The organism is Paenibacillus polymyxa (assembly GCF_018614975.1).
Taxonomy (GTDB): domain Bacteria; phylum Bacillota; class Bacilli; order Paenibacillales; family Paenibacillaceae; genus Paenibacillus; species Paenibacillus polymyxa_E.
In genome coordinates, this window is the sequence record NZ_JAGGNR010000029.1 from 23,253 (window position 1) to 35,773 (window position 12,521).

The following is a 12,521-nucleotide window of genomic DNA, read 5'->3' on the forward strand; positions in this document are numbered from 1 at the left end:
CTTCCTTTCAAAAGTTGTAAGTTCGAAAAATTCTATCATCGTCATCGTCTTCTTCAATAAATAAATTGTTTACATCCCCTGTTGACTGGACATCTGGAGCAAAGAATTGCTCTTCTTCTTTTTCATGGTTGTTTGTAGATGCTAGTTCGGCTTTGTTTAGTTCCCTTTGTAATTGTGCGATATGATTTCGTTCTCTCTTTCCAGTCTTAGCTTTAGATGCTTTATACTCATAGTAGATTTGAAATGGATCTTGATAAGTATTAAAGAATATTTTCCTTTCATTCTTTAATTTATTTATAGCCTTCCTTGTTCGCAATGAATGAGGTGTTATCCCCCAAATGCCATATCCAGTAAGGTATCCAAACTCACTACCATCACTCAAAAATACTTTTACTGTTCGTATATCATCAACGTTTACTACGATTGTTAATTCCGTGCCGATCAGGTGAGGACTATTACCAAGAATATCGCTTTGATATCGAACTCCTTCATAATTGATGAATGGGCGTTTTCCTTTTGCTATGTCTCCACTCACTCTTCTTTTAGTTTGGATCATAAAAAAAATGGCGTCTTTTCTTTTTTCTGGTTCCAGGATTCTTGGTTCCATCCCTCTTTCAATTCGTTGTTTCATCAATTGAAGAGGAGAAAAGTTTCTAATCCCACTATGGGGAATACCATTATAATCAGATACTAGAATATGAGTTAGCTCCTCTAGTTCCGATAAAGAAATATCAAACTTTTTTGCTTGTTGTTCTGGATTTTTACGAAGAGGATCAGAAGGATTGCTTCCAGTGGTACTCACTAATTTATGGTATCCAAGCACTTCAAGGGAACGAAATAATCGTTCAATAATGCCTCTTACTTCTGGAGCTTCGACCGGACCAGGATTTAGAGTACAACGAACTACTTCATAAAGACGATCGGTTACGATATTTGATAAATTTGCTTTACCGTTGTCATAGCTGAATTCATCCCAAAGAGCCCATGCCGTTTCTGGAATTTCAGCCGAAGGTATACCCCCTTTAGGATCATAATCGATACCAGGTATCGAAAATTTCCGTTTTTCATAAGGGGTTACTGTGTTGCGAATACAATGCAAAACATCGTCTTTGTTATATTCTTTATTTACACAGAGGTGATGACCTAATATAGCTCGAGTTGCCACATCAACTATTACAAGAAGCCATACCCGCTCCACAACTTCTGTAAATAAGTCTCCTTCAGGGGTTTTAAATGTGATAGTAAACAACGCATCAATCTTATGCCCATCAAACTGAACGCGTTGAAAAGGCTTTTGTAATATCAATTCATGTTTTGGCAATGTTCCCATCCGTGATTGCCTGGCTGCTTCTTTTCCGTAACGCTTTGCACCTTCTGAAAAATGATTATTCTCAATTTTTTTAAAGAAACGGTATAATGATCGATATCCTTTATCATTTGTATTAAACGGATAGTCATGTATTCCTATACCATTCTTTTTGCACAAACTTAGGAATAATCTATGGATCCCATCAGTCGAGATTGTGGGCATTGTAGAATTTTTTCCTTTTCGTCTTAAATATGCTGAAGTGATCTTCTCTCTAATTTCTGGATATTGTTCAAGGAGTTGATTGAAGGCCCCACTTAATTTGGGCTGTTCCTGTTGTGGGAAAAAAGTTGTGGTTGCACTTCTATCATACTTTTTGGTTCTCTTATGAGGGATTAATGCTCTAAATCCCCAGATAGCTTCAGTTATTGGATCAAATTCTAAACACTTCTTTATGAAAATAATTAATTCTTTTTTACTTACGCCTGTTTGTTCTGTGATTTTTTCTAAAGTTACTTCTTCGTGAAGCATATATAGGTTCACTGCAGCTTCTCGTTTTTTGAATATCTCTCTATCTTCAGGTTGAAGTTGCATGATATTAACAATTGGCCAATTTGAGATGTCTTTATGTTTCGGATCAATATTTATACTATCTAAGATACGTCTTCTCGACATTCAACTGCACCTCCGTCAATCCACAAAGTAAGTCCTGTTCTTGATTAAAAGTAAGTATCTCATGGAGGATTAATGCAAATATAGAATTCCTAATTATGACAGGATGATATTTAGATTGAATAGATTTTTCTAAATCACGAATTGTCATAGGGCCGTTTAAAGCTGATCTATAAATCAGCTCATACACTTCTGGTTTTATTTCAGAAAGTGGAGTGAAAAAAGGAATCAACGTTTTTTTATTTGCAATAATAGTGGGATTGTGTCGTATATTTTCTTCCGTCAGGACACAATGTGTCTTATTATTCTCTGCGCACCATATTTTTTGTGCATACATTTCATAAATCGCTTGTTCGCTAGAACGTTTGTTATCCAGATCTATTTCATAGGAGTAGCGTATAAACACAAACTTTTCTTCACTTTCTGATTTAATCCACATATCAAAAACTGTTTCAACAACTTTACCTGCAATAGATACTTTTATTTTCAACGGTCTTTCACAGTAACTCATTACTGTAATATCGGATTCCGTCAGAACCCAATGGTCATATTGAAGTGAATTGTATAGTCTAACCTCTCTATGAAGCCTCCTACTAAATACAAAAAATCTATTCCTACCCATTTCGTTTTTTATCTTATTGATTGGTGAATACAAGTGCTTAATCCTCCGAAATTTGTATTTTAACCGCAATATTTTATATTCAACCTCATATACTGTATTCCTTTGTCTAGAAAACACTTGTTTTGTCGAACTATAAATGAGTTCAGAATTGTTTTCGCATAAAAAATAATGAGATAATGATTTGATTTCTCAACTTCTTTCATCAATACTTACAAATCTCCCTATTGTTGCTTCATCAGTGAAATTACACAGAACTTGAGTTGTATGTACTCCTCTATGTTATTCTTATCTGCTAATACTTAACGAAAATCCAAATATACAATTGTGATTTTTGCATCAGTTAAGATATAACTGAAATGAGGTGAATAAAACATGGAAAATGTACACGAGTTGTTCCAAATCATGACCAGACGGTTTGGTCTGTTCAATAAGAATTGTTGTACCGTGGGAGCTATTGATGTATCGCCGGCTCAAAGTCATATATTGTATGAAGTAGATCGTCAGCAAAATCCCTCCATGCAGCAAATTGCAGACACTTTAGGGACGGATATGACTTTACCCTCATAAGCAGCATATACCGAGCGATACAGACACTTATGATGACACCCTCGTGCGATTTCAGTGGAGACCACGATCTGCTCAGAGTCTAGTAGGTTGTTGGTTTTCTTCTGAGGATACTTGTAGAGCGGGAGAAGTATATGCCGTGTCGGAACGCTTAAATGATCTCTCGACATATAAGGATGAATTTCTTTACCCTGCAGAGCATCACGTCCGATGAGAACCCCATCCAGGGTACAATCAGTGTCTCCAGACAGATGTGCGAGATTGACAAAAGGTCTCTCACTTTCCACAAACGCAGGAATCACTATACTTTCCGGCAAGTCTTCTGGCATTAATAGTGGCATGCTGACCCAATGTACTTAATATGAGCCTTCGGATTAACCTGACGAATGATTTGCGTTAGTTCAGTGGCCACTTGAACAGCATCAAATAATGGAATGGAAATGGCGATAAGCTCTTGATCCAGAAATCGTCCTTCATCAATTCCTTCAACATAGGTATCAAGCACAGACACATCGAAATCTGCATGTAGTAAAGCGGTCAAGGCTGTAACTTACGTCATCAGTTCTATACTAATTCATCATGTATTAAACTATTATTATGTAATTAAGAATTATTATATTGAAAAGCTTTCTATTTCAAAATGGGATTGGTTGAGGCAAATATCAACGTGACGATTCTTTTATCATATATAAAGAATAAAGCCAGCATTTAAGCGCTGGCTTTTCATTAGAAATCGTTTATTTATCTTTGAGGAATGACGGCGTACCATAGTTTGCCTTTCGCTGGTAAACAACGGTCACTTCGCGATCAGGACCACCATCTGACGAAGGAGCCATGAGTTTCACTTTCGTGAGGTCGCCAACTTGCTGTTGTTTAATAAACTCTTCATTCGTTTTACTCATTTTATCCCTCCATAGAGATAATTTAATGTGGTGATCAGTTCTTGATTTTCTTCATCTAAAGTAGCAAACTCTTCAATCGAAACTTCTTCCTGACCTCGGATATGAAGAGTGACAATTTACCCAAAGGATAACACAATTCATATACAATTGACACTCTGACATAATAAATGAATGTTCAAATTAAACAAAAAATACCGACCCTTCAAATTCAAAGGTCGGTTTACACATTTGGGAGAAGAAAACAATGGTTTTAAATGCATTATATCCACCCGATGTCGTTATATACCTTATTATGCTTGAACTCTATGTTCATGTGGACAATTCTGTAATATCAACGTTCATATGTTCAGTAAGCATTAAGGTTACATCCACTTTCACTTTGCTCCATAATAATGTCATTTTATGAATGTAACCTCTCACCGAATAATCTACCGTTAAACTCAGCTCAGATCTCTTTTCATCTATGATTTTAATATGATGTTCCTTTAGCCTTTGTTTCGATTTGTACATTTCTAAAGCAATTTTCTTTTGGGTCCCGTCCAGGTAGTCAACATACACAGATTTCATTTTGAAGTTTGAAGCGTATATTTTATGCTTATCTACCTCCAGAGCACCTAAAAGATAAGGGAGTTCTACCACCCTCTTCACGAGTGAAAGTTCCTCAGAAGTCTGTCGCACTTTACACGCCTCCTTCTTCAAGTTTTACTGCGACCAATTGATCAAAATCGACCCATTCAAATCCATTCTCCATTTCAATTTTGATTTTCTTTCCAAAGGTACTGACTGAAGTGACGATCCCTTGTATATACCGATTACCCCACTCATGAAACACTTCAAAGGTGGCTTGCAACGTATAGTTAAGCGATATATCTATATTTTGTGCAATAATCTCCCACTCATCTTCGTGAATCAAAGGTTTCACTTGATAGTGAACTTGAGTACGATGCTGTATAATCCGTTCTTTATGTTGTGGAAGCATCATGCGGCTCGATTCCCATAATCCATTGGCCTCCAGTTTTTTGCTCATTTGTAATGCCCCCCAATTTTAGATGCTCGATCTATCGCTTGACCCGCAGCTGTAATGGAGCTCGCTCGTAGAATGGCAATGTCGCCAAATCGATCCTTAATGTCGTCCATCACCTGATCAATAGCCCGTTTCTGCTCCTGATCATCAAAGAAAGATAGTTGATATGTATCCGCGTTGGATAATTGAGAAAGGGATACACCTACACGGCGCACAGGTTGCCCATCCCAGTGTTGATGGAATATGCGCTTGGCTATCTTGCACACATCAACAGTTATGTTTGTAGGATCAGACAGTTTAACCTGCCTGTGAAAACCCGTTGGATGGTCAAAATCCGCTCCAGACACACTCACGGAAACAACACTACCCATCAGCCCCTTTTTGCGGGCTCTTCTACACACTTCTGTACAGATATCGAGGATGACTACTTCGATCTCCCATGCTTCTGTATAGTCTCTAGGCAGCGTCATACCATTTCCAATATCCTTTTGTGTACTGTGTGTGTTGACGGTTACCGGAGAATTGTCGAGCCCATTTGCGACTCGCCAGATAACCTCTCCATTAACACCCCACTTACTTCTTAGTTTGGAAAGAGGTGTATTCGCCAGGTCTCTAATGGTTCGGATGCCCATCTTCCACAGATGTTTTTCCATTCTGAAGCCTATCCCCCACATATCGCGGATGGGCTTATCTCCAATATGCAGGTGTAACTCCTCTTTCTTTAAGTAGAAAATGCCCCCCTCCGCTTTTTTAGCGATCATATCGCAGCACAATTTACTGATGATTTTGTTTTCACCAATGCCAGCTCTCGCGTAAACGCCTGTTTCATTATAGATTTTGTCTTGAATTTGCTTGGCTAAATCGATTGGATCATTACCAAATAGATGCATAGACCCTGTAACATCAGCGAATAATTCGTCTATACTGTACGGTTCCACGAGATCGGTGAACTCCTCAATAATGGACATGATTTGAGTGGATACTTCGATGTATTCTTGCATGTGTGGTTTCACAATGATCAGTTCAGGGCACTTCTGAAGAGACTGCCAAAGTGGTTCCGCGGTAGATACACCTTTAGCTTTGGCCAATGGACAAGCGGCAAGTATAATTCCAGACCGCCTAGCTGGATCGCCTGCGACGGCAAGTGGTCTATTTTTGTATTGAGGCATTTTCGCCTTTTCGACTGAAGCATAAAACGACTGCATATCGATGAGCATAATGGTTCGTTGCTTAGCCAACACTGAAATCACTCCTGTACTTTTAAGAACGTATGTTTGTATATTATAAACCGAACGCATGTTCTTTATGCAAGAGGTAAATATTTATATTAGGCATACGACGAAGTGATGGATTCAAATCATACTAAGTCACACCAGCTTCTCCATCATTTGAACTCCCACCTGTAACACAGTTTTCATTCACAAAGTAAGTTGTTACTTAAATATTTTCTAAGTTGTGCCCTTCTGTTTCCTTTTAGAAGGGTGCTGTTGAATTATTTATACTTGTTGCAAATCGTTTATAAGCCGTTTTGCCCATGTTTTTTTATATCATTATCCTATTTATATGATGGAAAAAACCCAAACGATGAGTTAATCTTACTTGCGTCTCATCATTTGGGCTTTCTTTTCAGCGTACCAATTTAGTCTCACTTTGAGCATTTACGTTGCCAACACTTAGGGATCATATTACTAACGTCTTATATTCATGTGAAGCAGTTGCTCCCTCAATGTGAACTTGATGCCACATCATAAAAACAAGAATGGTCCATAATTTCCGACTTACATCGACTTTTCCTTCCTTATGGATATCCAACAACTGCAAAACATAGATTTTATTAATCCATTGTTCTACTCTTGAAGTAGAAATAAGGTTTTTTGCCCAGTCATACCACTCATTCTTAAGCCAGATTCGAGTCGGCACTGGGAATCCAAGTACAATGATATAATATGGTCGTAATTGGATACGTACTTCTTTCTTCTGAACATGCTTTTTTGGTGCTATATTTAGAATCAACCGAACGAGCACCAATGTAAGTGCAGAGACGCTGTATCGTAATCCGGCTAGCGTAAAAGGTCCAATATGATGTTGAAACGCAATCTTGTTTAAGATGTACGAGGTCGACCACAGTAAGGTGACTAATACGGCTGCACCCATGGCGAGGAAATAATGATCTTTGGCTTTACTAAAACGACTTGCACCATCCTTAGTCAAGAGAGTCACCTCGTGCTTCGTGAGCAAAGATCCACTCTCTAATACGCTCCGTTGCCATTGCTAAAGCCTGCGAATGATGATCATTAACTTCAACAGTAGGTAATCCATTTTCAGCAATGGTTAGCCCACTTGGTAACTCAAAGATACGAGAATAACCACTCGCTAGTTTGCCTCGTTGACTAAATGCAATTCTCCCTTCTAACACTCCATATGTAAAAGAACTACTACCATCCGGAAAGCGGATTGCGACTACACTCTTAAATCGAGCTGCACGAAGTGAAGGGTTGGTTACATGTTTTAGTTCCTCAAGCAATTTAACACTTCGATCATCATCGTACCTGAAGACCACCGGGCAGTACGAACACCTGGATCTCCGTCTAAAACATTTACACATAATCCTGAGTCTTCCGCAACGATTATCGTAGTTGATGTTATCTGAACTGCATTGGCTTTCAAAAGGGCGTTTTCCTCAATTGGAAGTGATTCTTTTGCAGTTATCGGAACATTTTTTCAATCTCAAGAAATTATTTGGCAAGCTGGAATCGCAGATTTCACAGCAGACGACTTTACAAGATTTGGGCACAGTATGGAACTGTACTCCACGTAATGTGAAGTGGATCATACGTCGTTTGTGTACCGCTGGGTGGATCGCTTGGTCCCCAGGACGTGGACGAGGTAATCGTTCAAAGCTGACAATATTAACTTCCGAAGCGGAGGTGGCGCTTACACTCGCTCAGGAAGCAACGAGTAAAGGAAGGTTTCATGATGGAATACGATTACTTGAAGAGCATAAAGTGGATGAATTAACGCGTGGTCGTTTTTTACGTTGGCTAGAGGGACAGTATGGTTACCGAGTCGATAAGAATGAGAATTATCAACTAGACACACTGCAACTAGACACACTGCGCTTGCCTTTTTACCGAAGTATGCCTAATTTAGATCCTGTATTTACCCTGCGTCGCACGGAGTGGCATATGGCCCGCCAACTCTTTGACACGCTTGTTACGAAGAATAATGAGGATGACAAAATCATGCCTCATGTGGCTTATTATCTTCATCGTTAGGCGGTCATGGTTGACCCGATCAAAAGAATTTCTCCAAGTTCAGATCGACTACGTATCGGTATCCTTCTTTCATGAACGTTCTAGCTTTCCTTACCGCATCCTGTCCTCCCCTTTTCGGACGAAATCCATAACTATGCTCCTTAAAACTGTGGATCGAACCATGGGGTTAAGACGTGCGTAATGACTTGCTGAAGCATTCGATCTGTCACGGTTGGTAACCCTGACTACCGGACACCTCCGCCGTTGGGTTTCGGAATTTTGACCCGTCGTGCAGGGCTTGGTTCATAGGTCCCTTCTTCTATGGTTTGCCGCAAGGTTTGCCCGTTTTGCAACGCAGCGTACTATGGCGTCTGCTGACTTCTGTACGTTCAGGGTTACGAAGTTGTCCCCGCCTTTCGTACAGATCTCCCAGGTTAACGGAATCTTTCTCTCGGGCGCACTAAAAAAAGAGGACGTAGTCCTCTCAGATTGTCGAGAAACCCGGTTCTCTTTCGAGAGTCGGGTTTCTTTGTTATCGAAGTACTCGTAATTTCCTCAACCAGCAGGCCAAGAAGGCCATTTAGGTCTTCTTGGCCTGCCGGTTGAGGTGGTTCGCCACCTTCTTCATATTCTGTACGGCAGCGGTTAGGAGTGCCTGCTCTGTCACATTCACGAGTCCACGCAGCCTAAAATAGCGAAAGCCATGCAGTTCTTTGGCATCGGCAAAGCTTCGCTCAATCGTCTCTTTTCGTTTGCGGTACAGCTGCTTGCCCGAGCGGCTCAGACGGTTTTCCCGTATTTTTTCTTTGCTGTCTTCCCAGACATGGCGGGTCACCACTTTTCGCTGGTTCGCCGAGCGTGTGCAGGAGGTAAGCAACGGACAGCTCCGGCAGATCGCTGGATCTGAGGCGTACTGTCGGTAGCCTTGGCGGTCTGTGGTGCGGTAAGGCAGCTCTTGGTCCTGCGGGCAGGTGTAGGTATTTAAGTGGGCATTGTACTTAAATTTTGTTTTGGGAAATAAACCTTTCACGGGCATGAAACTTCGGTATGCAATTACGCCGTAAATCTGGCGTTCTTCCAAGCCTTTGCAAATCGGGTTGGTCAAATAACCGGCGTCTAGTGCCACAGCTTCCACGGGAAGACGAAATCGCTCACGTTGTCGGTCCAGGCGCGTGAGGTACGGCACGGAATCATGCACATTTCCTGGCGTTACATACACATCGGTAATCACATTGTACTTGCCGTCCACCGTGCGGTGGTCCAGATAGAAAAAACCTTCCGGCTTGCCGTCACGTACCATGTAGCCGCTGTCGGGATCGGTCGTGCTCACCTTCACTTCCTTCGTTTCTTCCACCTCCTCTCGTTCTTTCAGCGCTTTTTTCCGTGTGCTTTTCGGTCTGCTTCTACCGCTGCATTCAGTTCATTTACATAGTCTTTTGTGTTTTGTAGCACTTCTTGTTTCATGTACTTATGTTTGTTGGCACTCGCTTTTATGTGTGTGGAATCAGAAAAGAGCACACGCCCGCCCACCATTTTGTGCGAGATCGCCTGCAACACAATTTCATCGAAAATGTCTTGGAAAATCGACGTATTCTTGAACCGAGTCCGGCGGTTCCAGCTTATCGTCGAATGGTCTGGAACCTTGTCCGTCAGTCCAAGTCCCAAAAACCAGCGGTAAGCGAGATTGGTCTGGACTTCGCGTTCGAGCTGACGTTCAGAGCGAATACCATAAAAATAACCGAGGAAAATCATCTTAAAAAGGAGTGTAGGGTCAATGGCTGGACGACCATTGTTTTCACAATACAGAGGGCGTACTTTTTCATCAATGAAAGAAAAGTCGATATATCGATCGATTTTACGTAGCATATGGTTTTCTGGAACCAGATCTTCAATGGAGACGAGCTCGTAGGTTTGTTGTTTCTCTCGGTTTTGACGCAGCATGTGAACACCATCCATTCCTTAAAAGTTACTTATATTATATAACATTAACGCGGTGTCGTCATGAATTATAAAGGCATGAAAAAGGCTGTCGAGACTTTCTCGACAGCCTGAGAGGACGTAGTCCTCTTTTTTCTGGAATCAACTTACTCTGTTGTTGGAAAATGAGCTCCTCAACTTCAAGTACTTCACATTTTTCGATCTTGAGTATTATAGCCACCTTGTAAAATTAGATAGAATACTCTATTTGTCAAAAGAACTTGATATCGATTCAATATATTCAATTTTATCTTTATTAATATGATAGTGCTTTATTGAATGTGACAAAACCTCTTCTACACTTACTATTATGAATTTGCTATCAGAAGATGGATATACATACATGTTTTTTAAAATTTCCCCATTACTCAGCCTGATATTTTTTCTTTGATTTGTTCGAAAGAAACTACGGGTTATTTTATTGATTGGATTCATATAAGCATGCCTTAAGAACAAAAACATAACAAAGGAGAAACCTAAGTACAGATATAAATTCAATTTATTTATTTGAATGACTTCTAATAAAAGCGATATCGAGTTAGTATGATTCAGTTTATAGTAGGTATTAAAAAAATCAATTAATAATGAGATTGATTGATTGTAAAAATAAATAATTAGAAATGAATGTATTAAAATTAAAGAAAATACGAAATATCTATAGGATTTTTGTCCGAAGAGTCGGATAAGGAATCTATTAATTGAAATTTGAAACTTGCTATTCTTAAAATCGGAATAGCTATATCCAAGTGTAAGACTAAACAACATAAAAAATAAATTAATAAACATTAGCCAAGGGCGACTATCCCCAACTGTATGCGATGAAGTTAATACGACGATTATTATTAGAAAGATAATTACTTCATTGATTATCTTTCTAAGTAAATTCAATTGGTTTGATTCAAATAATCTTTCAGGCTCTGATAATTTGAAAAAATTAATCCCAATGACAACAATAAAAACAATAGCGGTTAATGTAGAAATTCCAGATATATTTAATAACTTTAAATACTCCACTAAGTCATCTCCAAGTCCAATTAAACTTACAAACTTAGGTATTATATAGAACGTCATTAAGAAACTAACAAAACTTCTACAGTCGCCAAATCGGGTAATACATGGTAAATAAACTCGAGGCGGCGATAAACATGAGTAACAAAGAGACTGAACGTTTGAATACAGCCATGAAACAAACCTCAGACAAACGGCTTTATGAAAGATATCTAGCGGTTCGCCTTCGTTTAGAAGGACACACCTTTGACGAAATCGGTGAGTTGCTTAGTCGTGCGCGTCAAACGATCAGTATTTATTGGCAAGCCTACCAAGCTCAAGGGCTGAAGGGTCTGGAGATGAATCATTCTCCTGGACAACCGACAAAACTCACGAAAGAACAGCGTCATCGATTAGCCGCGATGCTGGAGCAACATTCACCCGTCGATGTGGGTTTTGAGGCTCGTTATACCTGGACCCTGCCGTTGGTGGCGGAATGGATGAACCGAGAATTTGGGGTCACCATGAGCGTGCGCGGGATTAGCGCAATGCTCAAACGAATGAACTTTAGCTTTACCAAGGCCACGTACACACTCGCCAATGCTAATGAAGAGGCCCAAGCTTTCTTCAAAAAGCATACTTTTGCTCAGCTCAAGAAACAGGTGGAGATGGAAGAAATCGACCATCTGCTGTTTGAAGACGAGTCCATGATTCGTTCGTATCAAGCCCTTCAGTACAATTGGTTTCCTCGCGGCAAACAACGCAAAGTGCCAACGTACGGCAAACATGAAGGAGCTAAATTATTTGGTGCTATTAACTACGAAACAGGCCAAGTTCATCATCGAGAAGAAGAAAAAGCAGATACGGCTGCTTTTATTCGATTTCTACATGATCTTCTCTCTGCCTATCCAAATGGAAAAATGGCATTGATTTTGGACAACAGCCGGATTCATCACGCTACAGTGTTACAACCGTTTTTAAAGGAGCATCCGCGGTTGCAGTTAGTTTTTCTACCACCTTACAGCCCAAACCTTAACCCCGTTGAAGGACTTTGGCTGTGGCTCAAAGCCGATGTGGTGAACAACATCTTTTTTGAAAAATTTTATAAGATCAGACTTCATGTGAGTCAATTTATGAAGCGAATCAACAACCGACCGATGGAAACGATAGATCGTCTCCTCGTCAGGTTATAAACTTAATTGCGGTCTATATA

General features: G+C 40.0%; 11 protein-coding genes and 3 pseudogenes. 3 read left to right on the forward strand and 11 right to left on the reverse strand.

From position 1 onward, the window contains the following. Positions 1–7: 7 nt before the first annotated feature. Positions 8–1,981, reverse strand: a complete 1,974-nt coding sequence (locus tag J7E78_RS21160; protein ID WP_215078079.1) for a hypothetical protein — start codon at positions 1,979–1,981, stop codon at positions 8–10. Then, complete coding sequence (locus J7E78_RS21165) at positions 1,956–2,633, reverse strand: hypothetical protein (RefSeq protein ID WP_215078080.1); 678 nt, start codon at positions 2,631–2,633, stop codon at positions 1,956–1,958. Before J7E78_RS21165 ends, J7E78_RS21160 begins: the two co-directional genes overlap by 26 nt. A 339-nt stretch (positions 2,634–2,972) precedes the next feature. On the opposite strand from J7E78_RS21165, the pseudogene J7E78_RS30080 reads away from it, so the two are divergent. Further along, positions 2,973–3,155: pseudogene (locus J7E78_RS30080) on the forward strand (MarR family winged helix-turn-helix transcriptional regulator); the annotation flags it as partial. On the opposite strand, the pseudogene J7E78_RS21170 reads toward J7E78_RS30080, so the two are convergent. The 8 genes and pseudogenes from J7E78_RS21170 to J7E78_RS30090 form a co-directional block, all read right to left on the reverse strand. Then, positions 3,140–3,711, reverse strand: a pseudogene (locus tag J7E78_RS21170) (arsinothricin biosynthesis radical SAM protein ArsL); the annotation flags it as partial. The pseudogenes J7E78_RS30080 and J7E78_RS21170 sit on opposite strands and share 16 nt — an antisense overlap. 190 nt (positions 3,712–3,901) lie before the next feature. Then, entirely contained in the window at positions 3,902–4,066 is a 165-nt protein-coding gene (locus tag J7E78_RS21175; RefSeq protein ID WP_215078081.1) for a hypothetical protein, read from the reverse strand. Between the two features lie 309 nt (positions 4,067–4,375). After that, a complete protein-coding gene (locus J7E78_RS21180; RefSeq protein ID WP_215078082.1) occupies positions 4,376–4,744 on the reverse strand; it encodes a hypothetical protein in 369 nt (122 codons plus the stop codon). A 1-nt stretch (position 4,745) separates the two neighbouring features. Continuing rightward, a complete protein-coding gene (locus J7E78_RS21185; RefSeq protein WP_215078083.1) occupies positions 4,746–5,093 on the reverse strand; it encodes a YolD-like family protein in 348 nt (115 codons plus the stop codon). Then, the gene (locus J7E78_RS21190; protein ID WP_215078112.1) at positions 5,090–6,307 is read right to left on the reverse strand and encodes a DNA polymerase IV; all 1,218 of its coding nucleotides are present in this window, start codon (positions 6,305–6,307) and stop codon (positions 5,090–5,092) included. The genes J7E78_RS21185 and J7E78_RS21190 overlap by 4 nt, the downstream gene beginning before the upstream one ends. 463 nt (positions 6,308–6,770) lie before the next feature. Continuing rightward, positions 6,771–7,022 (reverse strand): annotated as a pseudogene (locus J7E78_RS29470) (asparagine synthase-related protein); the annotation flags it as partial. Positions 7,023–7,293: 271 nt separating this feature from the next. Next, positions 7,294–7,695 (reverse strand): non-canonical purine NTP pyrophosphatase, encoded by a 402-nt coding sequence (locus tag J7E78_RS30085; RefSeq protein WP_397330603.1) that lies wholly within the window; start codon positions 7,693–7,695, stop codon positions 7,294–7,296. Beyond that, positions 7,599–7,799: a non-canonical purine NTP pyrophosphatase gene (locus J7E78_RS30090; RefSeq protein WP_397330605.1), complete on the reverse strand. Its 201-nt coding sequence runs from the start codon at positions 7,797–7,799 to the stop codon at positions 7,599–7,601. Before J7E78_RS30090 ends, J7E78_RS30085 begins: the two co-directional genes overlap by 97 nt. Here J7E78_RS30090 and J7E78_RS21210 point away from each other — a divergent pair. Further along, complete coding sequence (locus J7E78_RS21210; protein ID WP_215078086.1) at positions 7,790–8,365, forward strand: SgrR family transcriptional regulator; 576 nt, start codon at positions 7,790–7,792, stop codon at positions 8,363–8,365. The genes J7E78_RS30090 and J7E78_RS21210 overlap by 10 nt on opposite strands. Before the next feature lie 559 nt (positions 8,366–8,924). Here the strand turns inward: J7E78_RS21210 and J7E78_RS21215 are convergent. Continuing rightward, positions 8,925–10,285, reverse strand: a protein-coding gene (locus J7E78_RS21215) for an IS1182 family transposase (RefSeq protein WP_215078087.1) whose coding sequence is annotated in 2 segments (ribosomal slippage) — positions 8,925–9,718 and positions 9,718–10,285 — 1,362 coding nt in all. Because the reading frame shifts where the segments join, the coding sequence is not laid out codon by codon here. A gap of 1,181 nt (positions 10,286–11,466) precedes the next feature. Between J7E78_RS21215 and J7E78_RS21220 the strand changes: the two genes are divergently transcribed. Beyond that, positions 11,467–12,501, forward strand: a complete 1,035-nt coding sequence (locus J7E78_RS21220; protein ID WP_215078088.1) for an IS630 family transposase — start codon at positions 11,467–11,469, stop codon at positions 12,499–12,501. The last annotated feature ends 20 nt before the right edge of the window (positions 12,502–12,521 follow it).

Excerpts from the sequence above, each read along its gene's own strand:
- J7E78_RS21160 (WP_215078079.1), bottom strand. The coding sequence starts at position 1,981 with ATGTCGAGAAGACGTATCTTAGATAGTATAAATATTGATCCGAAACAT.
- J7E78_RS30085 (WP_397330603.1), bottom strand. The coding sequence starts at position 7,695 with ATGTGTAAATGTTTTAGACGGAGATCCAGGTGTTCGTACTGCCCGGTG.
- J7E78_RS21220 (WP_215078088.1), top strand. The coding sequence starts at position 11,467 with ATGAGTAACAAAGAGACTGAACGTTTGAATACAGCCATGAAACAAACC.
- J7E78_RS21190 (WP_215078112.1), bottom strand. The coding sequence starts at position 6,307 with ATGCTCATCGATATGCAGTCGTTTTATGCTTCAGTCGAAAAGGCGAAA.
- J7E78_RS21175 (WP_215078081.1), bottom strand. The coding sequence starts at position 4,066 with ATGAGTAAAACGAATGAAGAGTTTATTAAACAACAGCAAGTTGGCGAC.
- J7E78_RS21185 (WP_215078083.1), bottom strand. The coding sequence starts at position 5,093 with ATGAGCAAAAAACTGGAGGCCAATGGATTATGGGAATCGAGCCGCATG.